This is a genomic window from Pseudomonas sp. W5-36, assembly GCF_046540455.1.
Taxonomy (GTDB): domain Bacteria; phylum Pseudomonadota; class Gammaproteobacteria; order Pseudomonadales; family Pseudomonadaceae; genus Aquipseudomonas; species Aquipseudomonas graminis_B.
In genome coordinates, this window is sequence record NZ_JAXCIQ010000002.1 from 475,955 (window position 1) to 494,060 (window position 18,106).

Below are 18,106 nucleotides of genomic sequence, written 5' to 3' on the forward strand. Positions count from 1 at the left end.
TCAATTCCCGCCAATCGCGAAGTTGGGCAGGCTCTGGACCGGTTGCGAGAATTCGTACGGGATCGACTCCAGCGCCAGCCCGACATTGCGCTGCACCACGAAGTGCAAATGCGGGCCGGTGCTGTTGCCGGTGTTGCCGGAGCGCCCGAGCGGCGCGCCCACTGCCACATGCTGGCCTTCCTTGACGCTCACCGATCCCTGCTGCAAATGCAGATAAACGCCCATCGTGCCGTCGTCGTGCAGGATGCGCACGAAGTTGCCGGACGGATTGGCGCCTCGGCCAGTTTGGGCATTTTCGGTTTTGATCACAGTACCGCCTCGCGCAGCGATGATTTGCGTGCCTTCAGGCATGGCAATGTCGATCGCATAGCGGCTCTTGGCACCTATGTGGCTGTAGGACCCGTTGGCACCCTGACTGATGCGAAACGGCCCGCCCACCCACGGCAACGGATAGCGATAGGCAAATCCACTCGCCGAGACGCCCCGCTGTGGGTCGCCAACGATCGATCGCAGACTGGGCTTGTAGGTCATGGCCTTGCTGGCGACTTGCGGGCTGAGGGCGATGAGGCGTTCGTTGCTGCGCGCCGCGATGGTGCGGCGAATGACTTGGTCGGACACCCCCACCACGTTCTTCACCCCGGCCAGACGCAGCTCGACTTCCACGGGTGCGTAAAGGTCGTTTCGCACGTACAGGCTGTCGCTGCCATTGGCTTTCTTGACGCTCAGGCGCACCTGGCTGTCGATGCGCTCGACCATGCGCTCGCGAAGCTTCATCACTTGCGCGCCACGCACGGGCTGGTCGGTAAACGACACCACGCCATTGGCATCGGTGAACCGATAGATCGTGACTGCCCCGGCGGTCTGCGTCGCCAGCAGTAAGGCACAGACAACCAGCACGCGCTCTAACATCGGGATAGACCTGGTGAGTGGACGATTGGCGCCCAGCCTAACAGCGATGCCGACGCAATTGGACTCATCCGAATCAATCGGTAATAGACGAAGCGTCAAGGAAATCGCGTCAGCATGGGGCGCGATCGGAATTGCAAATTCTATGCTAGGTAGCGTGAGAGCGAGCTTGCTCGCGAAGATGGACTCCCGGCCGCTGCAAATTTAGCGGATTTACCGGTCTCTTCGCGAGCAAGGTGGAGCACCACCCCGGTTGCTCCCACATAGTGAGCACTCGCCGGAAAATCAGCACCCCTGACGTGGCAGCGGATCAGGCACCCGGCACGAAATGCTTCTGCGCAGTGCCACGGGCAATCAGGCGCGAGAGGTAATCGAGCTTCTGGGTGTCCTTGTCGACGAAGCGGAAAGTGACCTGCAGCCAGTCGCTGTCGGGCTTCTGCTCGAAGGCGGCAATCGCGTGCAGATAGCCGTTGAGACGCGCGACCTCGGCGTTTTCACCCTGTTCCAGATCGAGCACGGCGCTCTCCAGGATCTGCGGCAGCACCTCGCCACGGCGGACCAGCAGCGACGCTTCCTTGAGCGTCAGCGCCTTGATCACACAGGGCTGGTTCCCGCTCGGAAGACGCAACTGACCCTGACCACGACCCGTCGGTGCAGCGGCTGGAGCAGCCTTGGCCATTGGCTGGACCGCAGGCTGAGCCGCCTGCGATGCCGCCGAAGCAGCGGGTGCCGTATTGACGACCTCAGGGCGATTACCGGTCAAAGCGCTGAGCGAGTCATTGGCAAACGCCGCATTGGCGCGGGCCGGACCACTGGACATCAAGGCATCGAGCTTGCCGACCTTGTGCAGCGCTTTTTTGACCTTGGTCAGCAGTTGTTCGTTGGTGAACGGCTTGCCGATGAAGTCCGATACGCCGGCCTGGATCGCCTGGATGACGTTTTCCTTGTCACCACGGCTGGTGACCATGATGAACGGCATGGTCTTCAGGTTTTCCTGCTGGCGGCACCAGGTCAACAATTCCAGCCCGGACATTTCGGGCATTTCCCAATCGCACAACACCAGATCGAACACTTCACGGCTCAACAGCACTTGCGCCTTGCGGCCATTGACGGCGTCTTCCAGCGCGACGCCTGGAAACGCGTTGCGCAGTCCTTTCTTGACCAGATCACGGATGAACGGTGCGTCATCCACCACCAATACACTGACTTTACTCATCGACGCTCCTGATGGCGTGTTCACCGCAAAGGCGAGCATTCGCTGGCGGGCGGCCAGCTGCCAAACTGTTTGACGACACCGGGACTTTTATTCGCGGGTGACTTGAAAAAATACGGGCAGACCGGAGAAACAAAAACGCCCGGCGGTCGCCAGGCGTTTTTTCTCAGGCAATCTTATTTATCGTCAGGCGCGTCCAGAACATTAATCCTTTCGGCGGTCAGACCTTTGACTTCTTCCTGCATGCGCTTGAGGCCCAGGTGGCGAACGTCGGTACCGCGCACGAGGTAGATGACCAGTTCGGAGATATTCCGCGCGTGGTCACCGATGCGCTCCAGCGAACGCAGCACCCAGATCACATTGAGCACGCGGGAGATCGAACGCGGATCTTCCATCATGTAGGTGACCAGCTCACGCAGCGCCGTCTTGTACTCGCGGTCGATATTTTTGTCGTACTGCGCAACGGACAACGCCAGATCGGCATCGAAACGAGCGAACGAGTCCAGTGCATCGCGCACCATCTTGCTCACCTGATCGCTGATATGGCGCACTTCGACGTAACCGCGCGGCGACTCACCCTCCTCGCACAGCCGAATCGCACGGCGGGCGATCTTGGTGGACTCATCGCCGATGCGCTCAAGGTCGATGACCGACTTGGAGATGCTGATGATCAGACGCAGGTCGGAGGCAGCAGGCTGACGACGGGCCAGAATGCGCAGGCACTCTTCATCGATGTTGCGCTCCATCTGGTTGATGCGGTCGTCCACCTCGCGCACCCGCTGGGCCAGGCCCGAGTCGGCTTCGATCAACGCGGTAACGGCGTCGTTGACCTGCTTCTCGACCAGACCACCCATTTCCAGCAGGTGGCTGCGAACTTCTTCCAGTTCAGCGTTGAACTGCTGGGAGATGTGATGTGTATGGCTGTCTTTGATCATGAGTGTCCGTCCGATTGATTGCGCGGTGGTTCAAGGCTGACGAAACACGTGCTAGCCGTAACGACCGGTTATGTAGTCTTCAGTCTGCTTTTTGGTCGGATTGGTGAACAACGTATCGGTGTCCCCGTATTCGACCACCTTGCCCATGTGCAGAAACGCGGTGTAATCCGACACGCGCGCGGCCTGCTGCATGTTGTGGGTAACGATCACAATGGTGTATTTGGATTTCAGTTCGTAGATCAGCTCTTCGACTTTCAGGGTCGAAATCGGGTCGAGCGCGGAGCACGGCTCATCGAGCAGCAGCACTTCAGGTTCGACGGCGATGGTGCGGGCGATCACCAGACGTTGCTGCTGACCACCGGAAAGTCCGAGCGCCGACTCATGCAGGCGGTCCTTGACCTCGTCCCACAGTGCGGCGCCGCGCAACGCCCATTCGACGGCTTCGTCGAGCACGCGCTTCTTGTTCACGCCTTGAATACGCAGCCCGTAAACCACGTTTTCATAAACGGTCTTGGGGAACGGATTGGGCTTCTGGAAGACCATGCCGACCCGGCGACGCAACTCGGCGACGTCCTCGCCTTTAGTGTAGATGTCGTGGCCATAGAGCTTGATCTCGCCCTGAACGCGACAGCCGTCCACCAGATCGTTCATGCGGTTGAAGGTGCGCAGCAACGTGGACTTGCCGCAGCCGGACGGCCCGATGAACGAGGTGACGCGTTGTTTCGGGATGTTCATCCGGATGTCGAACAGCGCCTGCTTCTCGCCATAGAAGAGATCCAGCCCCGGCACTTCCAGCGCAACGGCTTCGTTCGCCAGATCCAGCACCTGGCGCTTGCGACCCAGGGCAGACATGTTGATGCCGTGGGCGTGGGGTTCGTGTTGCATGGTCTCTCTCCGTTCGTAGCTGCAAGCCTTTAGCCGCAAGCTGCAAATGTGGTGCTGATACGGTATGCGGCTTTTTAGCTCGCCGCTTGAAGCTTGACGCTTGTCGCTGACTCAGTCTTCAAACGCCTTGTACTTGTCGCGCAGGCGGTTGCGAATCGTCACCGCCGAGAGGTTCAGCAGCGCAATCACCAGCACCAGCAGCAGGGCCGTGGCGTACACCAACGGGCGCGCGGCCTCGACGTTGGGGCTTTGAAAACCGACGTCGTAAATATGGAAACCCAGGTGCATGATCTTCTGATCAAGGTGCAGGTACGGGTAATTGCCGTCCAGCGGCAACGACGGCGCCATCTTGACCACACCCACCAGCATGAGCGGCGCCACTTCACCGGCCGCTCGCGCCACGGCCAGAATCAGGCCGGTCATCATGGCCGGGCTGGCCATCGGCAGAACGATCTTCCACAAGGTTTCGGCCTTGGTCGCGCCCAGGGCCAGCGAGCCCTCGCGCAGCGTCAGCGGGATGCGCGCCAGGCCTTCTTCGGTGGCGACGATCACCACCGGCACGGCGAGCAGCGCCAGAGTCAACGACGCCCAGAGCAGGCCGGGCGTGCCGAACGTCGGCGCCGGCAGGGCTTCGGGGAAGAACAGTTGATCCAGAGAACCGCCCAGCACGTAAACGAAAAAGCCCAGCCCGAACACGCCGTAGACGATCGCCGGGACGCCCGCGAGGTTGTTCACGGCGATGCGGATCAAGCGTGTCATCACGCCCTGACGTGCGTACTCACGCAGATACACGGCCGCGAGCACGCCAAAGGGCGTCACGATGACGGCCATGATCAGCGTCATCATCACGGTGCCGAAGATCGCCGGGAAAATCCCGCCCTCCGTGTTGGCCTCGCGCGGGTCGTCGCTGAGAAACTCCCAAAGCTTCTGGAAGTAGAACCCCAGCTTGGTCATCGTGCCCATGGCGTTGGGTTGATACGCGTGAACCACCTTGCCGATGCTGATCTCGATTTCTTTGCCGTTGGCGTCACGGGCCGTCAGGCTGTCACGATTGTATTCGGCGTGTAACGCGCCAAGCCGCGACTCGACGTCTTTGTAGCGGGCGTCGTATTCGGCACGCTCAGTGGCCATGTCTGCCTGGGCCGCTGCGTCGAGTTCGCCGTTCAGCTCAAGCTTGCGCGCTCGCAGACGCAGCCGCTCGATCCCGTGGTTGATCGCGCCGATCTCGCCCTTTTCCAGGTCATCCAGTTGATCGGAAATCCCCTGCACGCGCTCGATACGCGCCTGCAGTTGCGGCCATGCGGCTTCGCCTTGCGCGACGACTTTGCCGTCTTCCTTGACGTTGACCAGATAGCCGTAAAAGTTGCCCCACTCGCGGCGCTCCAGGGTCATCAATTCTGCTGGCTTGCGCGGGTCCTTGAGCCACTCGCCAATGACCCAGTTAAAATCGCTGGGGCTGATGTCCCGGTTGCCGACCTTGAACAGATCGCGGGTCATGAACTCCGGCCCCCGATCAAGGACTGGCAACCCGGCGGCCTTGAGCCTTGCGCGTGGCACTTGTTCAGACTGAACCAGCTCGCCCACCAACACGTGGCTTTCCTGTCCGGGAACGTCGTATTGGGCGGAAATCACATCGGCGGGCCAGAAGTGTCCCAGCCCGCGCACGGCGATCACCGCCAGCAGGCCGATGGTCATGATCACCGCGACAGACACCGCGCCCGCGCTCAGCCAGACGCCGGGGGCGCCACTGTTGAACCATCGCTTGAGGGAGGTCTGCTTCATCGGTTTCAACCTGCCCTAAAGAGACGAATACTGCTTGCGCAGGCGCTGACGAATCAGCTCCGCCAAGGTATTCATGACAAATGTGAACATCAGCAGCACCAGGGCGGCGAGGAACAGCACGCGATAATGACTGCCGCCCACTTCCGACTCGGGCATCTCCACCGCTACGTTGGCCGCGAGCGTGCGCATGCCTTCGAACAGGTTCATGTCCATGATCGGCGTGTTGCCGGTGGCCATGAGCACGATCATGGTTTCGCCGACGGCGCGCCCCATGCCGATCATCAGCGCAGAAAAAATCCCCGGGCTGGCCGTGAGGATCACCACCCGAACCAGCGTCTGCCACGGCGTGGCGCCGAGGGCCAGTGAGCCGAGCGTCAGACCGCGCGGTACGCTGAACACGGCGTCCTCGGCGATCGAGTAAATGTTGGGGATGACCGCAAAGCCCATGGCGATCCCGACCACCAGTGCGTTGCGCTGATCGTAGGTGATGCCCAGGTCGTTAGTGATCCACGAGCGCATGTCGCCGCCGAACCACCAGTTTTCCAAGTGCGGGCTCATGCTCAGTGAGACCCAGCCAATCAGCAGAATGACCGGAATCAGAATCGCGCTTTCCCAACCGTCGGGCACCCGCAGACGAATCGAGTCAGGCAAGCGCGTCCAGCCGAACCCTGCCAACAAGATGCCGATGGGGGTAAAGATCAGCAGGCTAAAGATGCCCGGCAGATGCCCTTCCAGATACGGTGCCAGAAACAGCCCGGCGAAGAACCCGAGAATCACCGTCGGCATCGCTTCCATCAGCTCGATGATCGGCTTGACCTTGCGGCGCATGCGCGGCGCCATGAAGTAAGCGGTGTAAATCGCCGCAGCGACGGCAATCGGTGCGGCCAGCAGCATGGCGTAGAACGCGGCTTTGAGCGTGCCGTAAGTGAGGGGTGCGAGGCTGAGCTTGGGCTCGAAATCACTGTTGGATGCGGTGGATTGCCAAACGTATTTGGGTTCGTCGTAGTTTTCGTACCAGACCTTGTCCCACAGGGCGCTCCAGGAAATCTCCGGGTGCGGGTTTTTCAGGCTCAAGGGCAGCAGCTTGCCGCTGTCCTCAACGACGATGCGATCCGCCCGCGGCGACAAGCCCATCACGGCCGGGCCGCTGGCAATCGGGTCGATCAGCAGCGTGCGGTGAGCGGTGCTGTGGAACACACCGAGCTTGCCGGAGGTGTCCATGGCGATGAAGCCCTTGCGGCGTTGCTCGGCGGTGATCAGGGAGATCGGTGCGCCGCTCATTTTGAAATCCCGAATGTGCTGCAGATGCATCTCGCCATCGACGTCCCGCGCCATGAACCACTGCGCGATATTGCCTCGGGAACTGCCGATCACCAGAGAGACGCCACCGACCAGTTGCGTGCTCGCGGTAGTTTCGGCATCGGCGTCTTCAAGCAGTTTGTAGCGGCCGTTCAACGTGCGATCCCGCAGGTCGAACACATCCACCAGCGCGCGACCATTGATCACGTAAAGCCACTGCTGGCGTGGGTCGACGTAGATGGCTTTAACGGCCGCCGACAGCTGCGGCAGCTCGATTCGCTTCTGCTCGCGAGTCGTTTCGCCCGTCATCAGGTTTTCAGACTGGGTCAGCGACAACACGTGCAGCTGGGGACCGGTTGCGCCGGCCAGAATCAGGGTGGTGTCGCTCGCATTCAGACTGACGTGCTCGATCGCCCGCCTCCCTTCGTCCAGCACCAGCGGCGTCTCGCCGTAGGGATAGGTAATCGTGGGGGTGATGGTTTTTTTGCTGTCGGGATAGCTGATCGGGTAAGCGTGCTTGAACACCAGCACCTGGCCGTTGGACAGGCCAACCGCGATCAAAGGCTTGCCGGGCTGATCCTGCGCCACCGACGTCACTTTCGCGCCAGCAGGGATCGGCAAAGCCACTCGGGAAATCTCGCCGCCGTCCTTGAGGTGGAAAAACAGCGCTTCGCCCTTGTCGGACACGCGCATGGCGACCTGATTCTGCTCTTCGATGGCCAACACCATCGGCTTGCCGGCATCCTGCAGCCAGGCAGGCGTTTGAGCATCGCTGCGCGTCAGTTTCGCCCCTTGGAACAACGGCGCAACGACGTAAGCCAGATAGAAGAAAATCAACGTGATGGCGGCCAACACGGCAAGACCACCGACTAAGACGTACCAACGCGTCAGACGGTCTTTGAGCGCACGGATCCTGCGCTTGCGTTGCAGCTCGGGCGCATTGAAATCGATGCGCTCGGGACGGGGGTTTTCGGTCATTGATGAATTGGCCAAATCATTCATGCGCACACCGTAGCCGCTGTGTATGACAAATACATGACAGCGAGGTGACGCAAAAAAGCCCGCCGCCCCTGAATCGGGGCAACGGACTGTTCAGTATTCTGCGAGCCTCGTTCCATAAGGCCTTTGTCGTTTGTGGCGGGACGAACCTGTCACCCCGCTTCAGGGTTGTCTGGGCAGCGTGCTCGCTACCGTTCTTGTAGCCCCAGATCAGCCAAGGCTTTGCTAGCGACCTTGGCTGGTAACGGAATGTACCCGTCTTTCATGACAACTTCCTGACCTTGTTTTGACAGGATCAATTTGACGAACTCGGCTTCAAGCGGATTCAACGGTTTGTTCGGCGCTTTGTTGACGTAGACATAAAGGAAGCGCGCCAGTGGGTAGGTGCCATTCAGCGCGTTGGCTTCGTTGTCTTCGACGAACTCGCCGCCTTCTTTTTTCGCCAGGGGCACGGTGCGCACGCTGGATGTTTTATAACCAATTCCTGAATAGCCAATGCCGTTCAGCGAATTGCTGATGGAGCTGACCACTGACGCTGAGCCGGGCTGTTCGTTGACGTTGGGTTTGAAGTCGCCCTTGCACAGCGCCACTTCCTTGAAATAACCGTAGGTGCCGGAAACCGAATTACGCCCGAACAACTGGATGGCCTTGCCGGCCAGATCCCCCGTCACGCCCACATCGCCCCAGGTTTTTGCATCGGTTCTGGCGCCGCACAGCCGGGTGGCGGAAAAGATCGCGTCGACCTGCTGCAGCGTCAGGCCCTTGATCGGGTTGTCCTTGTGAACGAACACTGCCAACGCATCCACCGCCACGGGAATCGCCGTCGGCTTGTAGCCGTGCTTCTGCTCGAAGGCCGACAATTCGCCGTCTTTCATCTTGCGGCTCATGGGCCCCAGGGTCGCGGTGCCCTCAGTCAATGCGGGCGGCGCTGTCGAAGAGCCGGCGGCCTGAATCTGGATGTTCACGCTTGGGTATTCTTTCTTGTAGGCCTCGGCCCACATCGTCATCAGGTTGGCCAGTGTGTCGGAGCCCACGCTGGTCAGATTCCCGGAGACCCCACTGGTTTTGACATAGGGCTTGATTGCCGGGTCGACGGCGGCACACGCATTGCCGACAGTCACGCCAGCCGCCACGAAAGTCAGCGCCGTCATCAAACGTTTGAAGGTCATGCATTGCTCCTGGCGAGGTGAAGAGTGCCGCCATCGCTGATGGCCATGTGACCACTCTATGACCGGAATATGACAATCAAATGAAAGGCGCCAGTCATAACGACTGGCGGCTTCGGTTTCAGCGGGGGGGGGGTTATCTATGGTTCGATCAGGATTCGACCGGCTTTCTTCTCATCAGGAAAATACCGATCCCCATGCCCATGGCGCAAAGAATCGCCACGTACCACGCCGGCCCCATCGGGTTGGCAGCGAACATCAGGCTGACGACCATAGGCGTCAAGCCGCCAAAGATGGCGTACGCCAAGTTGTAGGAAAACGACAATCCGGTAAAGCGAATCACCGGCGGGAAGGCCTTGACCATCACGTAGGGCACGGCACCGATAGTGCCGACAAACAAACCAGTGATGGCATAGAGCGGATACAGCAGATCCGGGTGCGTGCCGATCATGTGGTAGAAGGTCCACGAACTCACCAGCAGACCGAGTGAGCCGAACAGGAACACCAGGCCCGCGCCAACTCGATCCGCCAGCGCGCCAGCCCCGATACACCCCAGACTCAGCAAGACAATGGCGAGGCTGTTGGCTTTCAGGGTATCGGCAGGTGCGAAACCATAGGCCTTTTGCAGCAGGGTCGGGGTCATCAGGATAACCACCACCACACCGGCAGAGAGCAGCCAGGTCAGCAGCATCGACAGCACAACGGCGCCACGGTGATCGCGCAGAACTGCCTTGAGCGGCACTTCGTCAGCCAGCTGCTTGCGCAGCTGAAGCTCGGCAAATACCGGGGTTTCGTGCAGCCAGCGGCGCAGGTAAACCGACATCAGACCGAAGACACCACCGAGCAGGAAAGGAATCCGCCAGGCGTAGTCCGATACTTCAACGGGCGAGTACACGCTGTTGATCCAGGTAGCGACCAGCGAGCCGAGCAAAATCCCGGCCGTCAGGCCGGACGTGAGGGTACCGCAGGCGTAACCGACGTTACGTGCGGGAACGTGTTCGGAAACGAATACCCACGCGCCAGGCACTTCGCCACCAATCGCGGCGCCTTGAATCACGCGCATCAGCAGCAGCAACATCGGCGCCCAGATGCCGATCTGCGCGTACGTTGGCAGCAAGCCCATGATCAGCGTCGGCACGGCCATCAGGAAAATGCTCAGGGTGAACATTTTCTTGCGGCCCAACAGGTCACCAAAGTGCGCCATGACGATGCCGCCCAGCGGCCGAGCCAGATAACCGGCGGCAAAAATGCCAAACGTTTGCATCAAACGTAGCCATTCGGGCATATCTACGGGGAAAAACAGCTTGCCTACTACTGCTGCGAAGAACACGAAAATGATGAAGTCGTAGAACTCCAACGCTCCGCCCAGGGCAGACAGTGAAAGGGTTTTATAATCGTTACGGTTCAGCGGGCGCGAAGGCTGTGTGGCGCTTAAAGGCACAGAGGACATGACAATGGCTTCTCTTTTGAGGCTCTCTTTGGGCGAAAAATCAACGGTGACTCAACCGTGGGTAACGGCTTCACACGCGATTTCTCGACTCGAAAAGTTAATCGGGCATCAAAATTGCGTGCCAAAAATGGCGTAGTGCGCCAGGTCGGTCCGGCACGATAGCAAATTGCGTACAAATGCACATGGATTGCAATGACGCGAAGGCATCATGAAAAAGCGGCGGTCGTGTCAAGACGGCGCGCTCGATATACTTGCCGGCCGCGACTCAACCGGGCTCTTCAGGGAAGTTGTGCGAAGCCATTTGCCCAAGTCGTTTTCGCAGAGTTTCCCTTTAAACAAAATGAAGACTTAGTAGAGTCATGGGTCAGAGGGACCCAATAATGATTGAGCTCGAACAAGAAGATCCGATACCGCAGGGCGATCTTGCCCTGCAGATTACCGCTCTGCCCCGCGAAACCAACGGCTTCGGCGATATTTTCGGCGGCTGGCTGGTTTCCCAGATGGACCTCGCCGGTACTGCCATGGCGAGCAAGGTGGCCGGAGGACGTGTGGCGACTGTTGCCATCGACCGCATGGCGTTCCTGGTGCCCGTCGCGGTGGGGGCGCAGTTGTCGTTCTACACCCAGACCCTAGAAATCGGCCGCAGCTCGATTCAGATGATGGTCGAGGTGTGGAGCGATGATCCACTGTCCAGCGAATGGCGCAAGGTGACCGAAGCGGTGTTCGTTTTTGTCGCCATCGACGGCAGCGGCCGTACCCGCTCGGTGCCTGCCCGACGCTGATCCTTAAGCCCGGGCGGGCCGATGTGCCCGCCCTTGGCTTTGCGCAACAAACTCATCAAGCTTGGCGCAGTCTGATTCAGTCACTGTCCTTCGAGTGAGAACCCCTATGCCTACGTCAAACGTCGAATCCTTCCAGCTCGGTGAGCTTAACTGCTGGCGCATCCGCCACGGCCAGGCCGAGCTGGTGATCGCCCAGCAAGGCGCTCATATCATCAGTTACCAGGTGGACGGCGATAAGCCGCTGATCTGGTCCAACCCGGGGGCGTTGTTCAAATCGGGTAAGCCTATTCGCGGCGGGATGCCCATCTGCTGGCCGTGGTTTGGCAATTTGCAGCGCAATCCGCCAAGCGTGCAGGCCATGCGCGAGAGCGATGAACCGGCAAAGGCCCACGGTGAAGTCCGGGCGATCGGCTGGGAGTTGATGGGCGTGGGTGAGGACGGCGACGCATTGATCGTCGAATTCATCCAGCCCCAGGCCGAAGGGCATTTGCCGGGCTGGCCGCACGCCGTTGGCCTGAAGCTGCACATCCGCCTGGATGCCGCGCTGAATGTCAGCCTGGTGAGCTTCAACGCTGGTGCTGAAGACGTCACGCTCAGCCAGGCGCTGCACAGTTATTTCGCGGTGAGCGACGTGGCCCAGATCAGCATCGAAGGGCTGGATGGCGTCGAGTACCTGAACACACTGGAAAGCTGGGACACCCAGAACGTCCAGGTGGGTGACATTACGTTCACTGGCGAGACGGACCGTATTTATCAGGACACGCCTAACCTGATCTCAGTGGTCGACCCGACATGGGAACGCCGTATTCAGATTCAGACGGCGGGTTCGCAATCGGCCATCGTCTGGAACCCGTGGATCGACAAGACCCAGACCTTCGACGATATGCAGGCTGATGGCTGGAAGAGCATGGTGTGCGTTGAGACGGCGAACGTCATGACCGACGTCGTGACGCTCAAACCGGGTGATATGCACGCGCTGAGCGTCAGCATCTGGGCCGAGCCGTTGGCAGACGCCTGACGGTAAGCGCTACAGCCAGTCTCACTGAAGGCACGCAGTCTACTAGTAGGACCGGCATTAGCCTGGAAGGGGCCGGTTTGAGCACCATCAATTTTGTGGTGCAACACCCGACGTCTTCCCGGCTAAAGCCAGTCCTACAGTGCGTCGAGCCGGTCCCATCGGGATCTGTGCGCGGCGCCAGTCCTTACAAATCCGCCTCAACCACCACACGCACTTTCGACGCGTCCAGCGCGTAGGCGGCGTCGGCGAGATCATTGCTGACCTTCTCGACCTTCAACGTGCCGATGACCCACAACGGTGTGTAAATGTCGGAGATCTTCAGGCCTTTCGGATAGCGCACCAGCACCAGCTGATTCGGCGGCGGTGGCGGCACGTGGATGCAGGCGCCCGGGTACGGGACGAGGAAGAACAGCGTGCTGTGGCCTTTCGCATCAGTCTCCAGCGGCACCGGATAGCCACCCAGGCGGATGGTTTTGTCGTTCATCGACGCGACGGTTTTGGTGGAGTACATGACGGCAGGCAAGCCCTTGCTCTGCTTCAAACCGCCCTTGCTGTCGAACGTTCCCTGACCTTCCGGCGAGTTGTGGTCGATTTCGGGCATGGATTCGAGGGCTTTCTGATCCGACTTCGGCATCAGTTCGAGCCAGTCGGTTTCGGGTAATTCAGCGGCGCGTACCAGTCCGCAGACTAGCAGCAGTGAAACGAAGAGGAGATGACGCATTGGAGATGCTCGGCGGGAGGAGTTGAGTGCCGGGCATTCTAGCCCTCCGCGCAGCAATAGCGCAGAGGGCCAGCGGTGCTTAACGCTTTTTAATCATGCCGTAGATCACCAGCAGGATGATCGCGCCGACGAGCGCACCGAGGAAACCTGCACCCTCACCTGCGCGATAGATACCCAGCGCCTGACCACCATAAGTGGCGGCCAGCGAGCCACAGATGCCGAGCAGGATGGTCATGATCCAGCCCATGCTGTCGTCGCCTGGCTTCAGGAAGCGCGCCAGCAGACCTACGATCAAGCCGATGAAGATGGTTCCGATGATTCCCATGCCATGTCCCTCTGTTTGAATGAATATGCCAATAGCCTAGCTAGCTATCGGCAACACGCTATGAGAGGGGCAGCGGTGGCGAATGGTTCAACAGGATGTGCAGGACACCGCTGTGATCAGTTTTTGATCAAGGCTTCGACCCGTTTCACCTGACGATCCAGCGTTGCGCGATCTTTGCTGCGCACGGTGGCGTGGCCGACCTTGCGCCCGGCCTTGAAGGCTTTGCCGTAGTGGTGCAGATGGCAATCTTCGACGGCGATGACCTGATCCACTGCCGGCACTTCACCGATGAAATTGAGCATCGCGCTTTCGCCGACCTTGGCCGTCGAACCCAACGGCAGACCGGCAACAGCGCGCAGATGGTTCTCGAACTGGCTGCACTCGGCGCCTTCGGTGGTCCAGTGGCCCGAGTTGTGGACGCGCGGGGCGATCTCGTTGGCTTTCAGGCCGCCATCGACTTCGAAGAATTCAAAGGCCAGCACCCCCACGTAATCCAGCTGCTTGAGCACGCGACCGGCGTAATCCTCAGCCAGCGCCTGCAGCGGGTGATCGGTGCTGGCGATGGACAGGCGCAGAATGCCGCTGTCGTGGGTGTTGTGAACCAACGGATAGAACCGGGTTTCGCCATCACGGGCGCGTACGGTGATCAGCGAGACTTCGCCGGTGAACGGCACAAAGCCCTCCAGCAGGCACGGCACGCTGCCCAGTTCGGCGAAGGTGCCGCTCACGTCTTCAGGGGTGCGCAGGACTTTCTGGCCCTTGCCGTCATAACCCAGCGTGCGGGTTTTCAACACGGCCGGCAGACCGATGCTGGCTACCGCAGCGTCCAGATCCGCCTGGGACTGGATGTCAGCGAACGCCGGCGTCGGGATGCCGAGGTCCTTGAACATGCTTTTTTCAAACCAGCGATCGCGGGCGATGCGCAGTGCTTCGGCACTCGGGTAAACCGGCACGAACTGCGACAGGAAAGCGACGGTTTCAGCCGGCACGCTTTCAAATTCGAAGGTGACCAGATCAACATCATTCGCCAGCAGGCGCAGGTGTTCCTGATCGCCGTAATCAGCGAGCAGATGCTCACCAAGGGCAGCGGCGCAGGCGTCCGGTGCAGGGTCAAGGAAGGCGAAGTTCATCCCCAGCGGAGTGCCCGCCAGTGCCAACATGCGACCCAACTGGCCGCCACCGATTACGCCGATCTTCATGAAAACCTCAGGCCTCGCGTGGGTCTGGATTGTCCAGAACGCTGTCTGTCTGCTCAGCGCGGAATGTCTTCAGCACTGCGTGGAAGTGTGGGTGCTTGGCGCCCAGAATACTGGCCGACAATAGCGCAGCGTTGATCGCGCCTGCTTTGCCGATGGCCAGGGTCGCGACCGGAATGCCGGCAGGCATCTGCACGATGGAGAGCAATGAATCGACGCCCGACAGCATGGAAGACTGAACCGGGACACCCAGAACGGGCAGATGAGTCTTGGCAGCGCACATGCCTGGCAGGTGAGCGGCGCCACCGGCGCCGGCGATGATCACCTCGATGCCACGGCCTTCGGCTTCTTCGGCGTACTTGAACAGCAGATCGGGCGTGCGGTGCGCCGAAACCACTTTGACTTCGTACGGAATGCCGAGCTTTTCAAGCATGTCGGCGGTGTGGCTAAGGGTGGACCAATCGGACTTGGAGCCCATGATCACGCCAACCAGTGCGCTCATCGTCGTGCCTCTCATCGGGCGCCCGCAGGCGCGGCTAAAAACAACAAGCCACGCGGGAGGACCGGCGTGGCTTGTTGTACAAATGATGACCAGTCGAACCGGCCGAAGGCCGCGGAGTATACCGCAAAGATCCTCGTTTGACAGGCTGCCGGCGACCTCCCGTCAGCCCGCCAAACCGGCCCGTGGAAGCCCGGATTTACTGACTCCAAGGTCAGGCAGCCGGTTAGGTGCCGCCGGCTTCCAGCTTGCGCCACAGCAGCCGGACATTGGCCTTGCGAACCAAGGCGCAGCGGTACAGCCGAATCTCCAGCGGGACGTGCCACTGAGTGCCGCCGCAGATCACCAGCTCTCCCCGTTCGAGCTCCGCCGTCACGCTCAGCCTTGGCACCCATGCGATCCCCAACCCCTGCAACGCCATGCCCTTGAGGCTGTCGGCCATTGCCGTTTCGTAAATCGTCGTGAAGCGCACGCTACGCTGGCGCAACAGCAGGTTCACCGAGCGACCCAGAAACGCACCTGCGCTGTACGCCAGCAGCGGCACGCTCTGCTCCCCTTCCAGGTCGAACAGCGGCCGTCCCTCTTCGTCCGTCGAGCAGACCGGCAGCATTTCGGTCACGCCCAGATGCAACGACGGGAAGATCTCGGCGTCCATTTGCAGCGCCGCGTCGGGGTCGTAGAACGCCAGCATCAGATCGCAGCCGCCTTCACGCAGCGCGTGCACCGCGTCGCCGACGTTGGTGGCGACCAGGCGCGTGGCAATGTTCAGCCCTTCGTTGCGCAGTTGCGCGATCCAGCGGGGAAAAAAACTCAGTGCCAGCGAGTGCGCCGCAGCGATCTGCATGACCTCGCCCTGCCCGCTTTCCAGATGGTGCAAATGACGCAGCACTTCGCCGAGCTGGTCAACCACGGTGCGCGCGGTGACGAGGAATAACTGCCCCGCCGCTGTCAGTTCGATCGGCGTGCGCGAGCGATTGACGAGCGTCAGCCCCAAGGCTGCTTCGAGGCTGCGAATGCGCCGGCTGAAAGCCGGTTGCGTGACGAACCGACGCTCCGCTGCCTGGGAAAAACTGCGGGTCGCGGCCAGCGCACTGAAGTCTTCCAGCCATTTGCTTTCCAGGTTCATCGTTTCTCCAACCTAAAAGAAGTTACGCATACGCAGGCGCAAACGGGAGCGTCATACACTGATTCACACGCTTGCAACAATCCCCACGTCACCGCGACATTATGCCGATTGCGCATAGGGCAGCGTTTTACAGCATTGGTCCAAAATAGCCTACAGGCCTAGTATCAAGGGCGTTCCGGCTTAGTCCGTGCCCATCTTGAGACTTTCTCTATCATGTCCTCCGCTGCATCATTTCGCATCGAAAAAGACTTGCTTGGCGTTCTCGAAGTACCCGCTGAAGCGTATTACGGCATCCAGACCCTGCGCGCAGTGCATAACTTCCGCCTCTCTGGCGTTCCGCTTTCGCACTACCCGAAGCTGGTCGTAGCGCTGGCGATGGTCAAGCAGGCAGCAGCGGACGCAAACCATCAGCTGGGCCATTTGAGCAACGAGAAACATGCGGGCATCAGCGAAGCCTGCGCACGGCTGATCCGCGGTGATTTCCACGATCAGTTCGTCGTCGACATGATTCAAGGCGGCGCCGGCACCTCCACCAACATGAACGCCAACGAAGTCATCGCCAACATCGCGCTCGAAGCGATGGGCCATGCCAAAGGCGAATACACATTCCTGCACCCGAACAACGACGTGAACATGGCGCAGTCCACCAACGACGCCTACCCGACGGCCATTCGCCTGGGTCTGCTGTTGGGCCACGACGCGCTGCTCGCCAGCCTCGACAGCCTGATTCAGGCGTTCGCGGCCAAAGGCCACGAGTTCAACCACGTGTTGAAAATGGGTCGTACCCAACTGCAAGACGCGGTGCCAATGACCCTGGGTCAGGAATTCCGCGCCTTCGCCACCACCTTGACAGAAGACCTCAACCGCCTGCGCAGCCTGGCGCCTGAGCTGCTGACCGAAGTTAACCTCGGCGGTACTGCCATCGGTACCGGCATCAACGCCGACCCTGGTTATCAGCACCTGGCCGTTCAGCGTCTGGCGACCATCAGCGGCCAGCCGCTGGTGCCGGCTGCGGACCTGATCGAAGCGACTTCCGACATGGGTGCTTTCGTGCTGTTCTCCGGGATGCTCAAGCGCACCGCGGTCAAGCTGTCGAAGATCTGCAACGACCTGCGCCTGCTCTCCAGCGGCCCGCGTACCGGCATCAACGAAATCAACCTCCCTGCCCGTCAGCCAGGCAGCTCGATCATGCCGGGCAAGGTGAATCCGGTGATTCCGGAGGCGGTGAACATGTGCGCCTTCGAAATCATGGGCAACGACTTGGCACTGACCATTGCGGCCGAAGGAGGCCAGTTGCAGCTGAACGTGATGGAGCCGTTGATCGCCTACAAGATCTTCGACTCGATCCGCCTGCTGCAGCGCGCCATGGACATGCTGCGCGAGCACTGCATCGTCGGCATTACCGCCAACGAAGTGCGCTGCCGTGAGCTGGTCGAGCACTCGATCGGCCTCGTCACTGCGCTGAACCCGTACATCGGCTACGAAAATGCCACTCGCATTGCCCGTGTCGCGCTCGAAACAGGTCGCGGCGTGCTGGAACTGGTGCGTGAAGAGGGCTTGCTCGATGACGTCATGCTGGCGGACATCCTGCGCCCCGAGAACATGATTGCGCCGCGACTCGTGCCCTTGAAGGCTTGATCGTCCGGCTCTGCAGCACTTGCAACATGATCACCAGGCTGAGGGTCTAGACACCCCTCACCCTTTTGAGGGCCGGGAGCACACGCTTCCAGGCCCTTTTTTTTGCCCAGCATCATTCGGGCTTGAAACAAACCGGATAAAGACTCCAATAACGCGCGCCGGTATA

At 60.3% G+C, this 18,106-nt stretch carries 16 protein-coding genes; 3 read left to right on the plus strand and 13 right to left on the minus strand.

Annotation, left to right across the window (positions count from 1 at the left end; translation table 11 throughout):
- From SLW74_RS05155 to SLW74_RS05190, 8 genes are all read right to left on the minus strand, one after another.
- Positions 1-909 (minus strand): peptidoglycan DD-metalloendopeptidase family protein, encoded by a 909-nt coding sequence (locus SLW74_RS05155; RefSeq protein WP_065988199.1) that lies wholly within the window; start codon positions 907-909, stop codon positions 1-3.
- A 307-nt stretch (positions 910-1,216) separates the two neighbouring features.
- On the minus strand, positions 1,217-2,122 hold the full coding sequence (locus SLW74_RS05160) for a response regulator (protein ID WP_065988197.1): 906 nt from the start codon (positions 2,120-2,122) through the stop codon (positions 1,217-1,219).
- Positions 2,123-2,295: 173 nt separating this feature from the next.
- Positions 2,296-3,054, minus strand: coding sequence for a phosphate signaling complex protein PhoU (gene phoU, locus SLW74_RS05165; RefSeq protein ID WP_410928305.1), 759 nt, complete (start codon positions 3,052-3,054; stop codon positions 2,296-2,298).
- A gap of 51 nt (positions 3,055-3,105) precedes the next feature.
- Positions 3,106-3,939: a phosphate ABC transporter ATP-binding protein PstB gene (pstB, locus tag SLW74_RS05170; RefSeq protein ID WP_065988194.1), complete on the minus strand. Its 834-nt coding sequence runs from the start codon at positions 3,937-3,939 to the stop codon at positions 3,106-3,108.
- A 111-nt stretch (positions 3,940-4,050) separates the two neighbouring features.
- On the minus strand, positions 4,051-5,721 hold the full coding sequence (gene pstA / locus SLW74_RS05175; RefSeq protein WP_410928306.1) for a phosphate ABC transporter permease PstA: 1,671 nt from the start codon (positions 5,719-5,721) through the stop codon (positions 4,051-4,053).
- A gap of 15 nt (positions 5,722-5,736) precedes the next feature.
- A complete protein-coding gene (locus SLW74_RS05180) occupies positions 5,737-8,022 on the minus strand; it encodes an ABC transporter permease subunit (protein ID WP_410928307.1) in 2,286 nt (761 codons plus the stop codon).
- Between the two features lie 185 nt (positions 8,023-8,207).
- Positions 8,208-9,188, minus strand: coding sequence for a phosphate ABC transporter substrate-binding protein PstS family protein (locus SLW74_RS05185; RefSeq protein ID WP_410928308.1), 981 nt, complete (start codon positions 9,186-9,188; stop codon positions 8,208-8,210).
- A 148-nt stretch (positions 9,189-9,336) separates the two neighbouring features.
- A complete protein-coding gene (locus SLW74_RS05190) occupies positions 9,337-10,635 on the minus strand; it encodes an MFS transporter (RefSeq protein WP_410928309.1) in 1,299 nt (432 codons plus the stop codon).
- Between the two features lie 380 nt (positions 10,636-11,015).
- Here SLW74_RS05190 and SLW74_RS05195 point away from each other — a divergent pair, with 380 nt between their 5' ends.
- Together SLW74_RS05195 and SLW74_RS05200 are read left to right on the plus strand one after the other, a co-directional pair.
- Positions 11,016-11,417 (plus strand): acyl-CoA thioesterase, encoded by a 402-nt coding sequence (locus tag SLW74_RS05195; RefSeq protein WP_037016781.1) that lies wholly within the window; start codon positions 11,016-11,018, stop codon positions 11,415-11,417.
- Between the two features lie 106 nt (positions 11,418-11,523).
- Positions 11,524-12,435 (plus strand): D-hexose-6-phosphate mutarotase, encoded by a 912-nt coding sequence (locus SLW74_RS05200; RefSeq protein WP_410928310.1) that lies wholly within the window; start codon positions 11,524-11,526, stop codon positions 12,433-12,435.
- A 184-nt stretch (positions 12,436-12,619) separates the two neighbouring features.
- On the opposite strand, the gene SLW74_RS05205 is transcribed toward SLW74_RS05200, so the two are convergent.
- From SLW74_RS05205 to SLW74_RS05225, 5 genes are all read right to left on the minus strand, one after another.
- Positions 12,620-13,156, minus strand: a complete 537-nt coding sequence (locus SLW74_RS05205; protein ID WP_065988181.1) for a DUF3299 domain-containing protein — start codon at positions 13,154-13,156, stop codon at positions 12,620-12,622.
- A gap of 79 nt (positions 13,157-13,235) precedes the next feature.
- On the minus strand, positions 13,236-13,481 hold the full coding sequence (locus SLW74_RS05210) for a GlsB/YeaQ/YmgE family stress response membrane protein (RefSeq protein WP_037016790.1): 246 nt from the start codon (positions 13,479-13,481) through the stop codon (positions 13,236-13,238).
- Between the two features lie 116 nt (positions 13,482-13,597).
- Positions 13,598-14,680, minus strand: coding sequence for a 5-(carboxyamino)imidazole ribonucleotide synthase (locus tag SLW74_RS05215; RefSeq protein WP_296312614.1), 1,083 nt, complete (start codon positions 14,678-14,680; stop codon positions 13,598-13,600).
- Positions 14,681-14,687: 7 nt separating this feature from the next.
- On the minus strand, positions 14,688-15,179 hold the full coding sequence (gene purE / locus SLW74_RS05220) for a 5-(carboxyamino)imidazole ribonucleotide mutase (RefSeq protein ID WP_065988179.1): 492 nt from the start codon (positions 15,177-15,179) through the stop codon (positions 14,688-14,690).
- Positions 15,180-15,402: 223 nt separating this feature from the next.
- Entirely contained in the window at positions 15,403-16,302 is a 900-nt protein-coding gene (locus tag SLW74_RS05225) for a LysR substrate-binding domain-containing protein (protein WP_065988178.1), read from the minus strand.
- Between the two features lie 213 nt (positions 16,303-16,515).
- Here SLW74_RS05225 and SLW74_RS05230 point away from each other — a divergent pair, with 213 nt between their 5' ends.
- A complete protein-coding gene (locus SLW74_RS05230; protein WP_410928311.1) occupies positions 16,516-17,940 on the plus strand; it encodes an aspartate ammonia-lyase in 1,425 nt (474 codons plus the stop codon).
- The last annotated feature ends 166 nt before the right edge of the window (positions 17,941-18,106 follow it).

What these genes read in the sequence shown, in the direction of transcription:
- purE (WP_065988179.1), bottom strand. Translation starts at nt 15,179, where the DNA reads ATGAGCGCACTGGTTGGCGTGATCATGGGCTCCAAGTCCGATTGGTCC.
- pstB (WP_065988194.1), bottom strand. Translation starts at nt 3,939, where the DNA reads ATGCAACACGAACCCCACGCCCACGGCATCAACATGTCTGCCCTGGGT.
- SLW74_RS05210 (WP_037016790.1), bottom strand. Translation starts at nt 13,481, where the DNA reads ATGGGAATCATCGGAACCATCTTCATCGGCTTGATCGTAGGTCTGCTG.
- SLW74_RS05195 (WP_037016781.1), top strand. Translation starts at nt 11,016, where the DNA reads ATGATTGAGCTCGAACAAGAAGATCCGATACCGCAGGGCGATCTTGCC.
- SLW74_RS05160 (WP_065988197.1), bottom strand. Translation starts at nt 2,122, where the DNA reads ATGAGTAAAGTCAGTGTATTGGTGGTGGATGACGCACCGTTCATCCGT.
- phoU (WP_410928305.1), bottom strand. Translation starts at nt 3,054, where the DNA reads ATGATCAAAGACAGCCATACACATCACATCTCCCAGCAGTTCAACGCT.
- SLW74_RS05190 (WP_410928309.1), bottom strand. Translation starts at nt 10,635, where the DNA reads ATGTCCTCTGTGCCTTTAAGCGCCACACAGCCTTCGCGCCCGCTGAAC.
- SLW74_RS05215 (WP_296312614.1), bottom strand. Translation starts at nt 14,680, where the DNA reads ATGAAGATCGGCGTAATCGGTGGCGGCCAGTTGGGTCGCATGTTGGCA.
- SLW74_RS05185 (WP_410928308.1), bottom strand. Translation starts at nt 9,188, where the DNA reads ATGACCTTCAAACGTTTGATGACGGCGCTGACTTTCGTGGCGGCTGGC.
- SLW74_RS05230 (WP_410928311.1), top strand. Translation starts at nt 16,516, where the DNA reads ATGTCCTCCGCTGCATCATTTCGCATCGAAAAAGACTTGCTTGGCGTT.
- SLW74_RS05225 (WP_065988178.1), bottom strand. Translation starts at nt 16,302, where the DNA reads ATGAACCTGGAAAGCAAATGGCTGGAAGACTTCAGTGCGCTGGCCGCG.
- SLW74_RS05180 (WP_410928307.1), bottom strand. Translation starts at nt 8,022, where the DNA reads ATGAATGATTTGGCCAATTCATCAATGACCGAAAACCCCCGTCCCGAG.
- SLW74_RS05200 (WP_410928310.1), top strand. Translation starts at nt 11,524, where the DNA reads ATGCCTACGTCAAACGTCGAATCCTTCCAGCTCGGTGAGCTTAACTGC.
- pstA (WP_410928306.1), bottom strand. Translation starts at nt 5,721, where the DNA reads ATGAAGCAGACCTCCCTCAAGCGATGGTTCAACAGTGGCGCCCCCGGC.
- SLW74_RS05155 (WP_065988199.1), bottom strand. Translation starts at nt 909, where the DNA reads ATGTTAGAGCGCGTGCTGGTTGTCTGTGCCTTACTGCTGGCGACGCAG.
- SLW74_RS05205 (WP_065988181.1), bottom strand. Translation starts at nt 13,156, where the DNA reads ATGCGTCATCTCCTCTTCGTTTCACTGCTGCTAGTCTGCGGACTGGTA.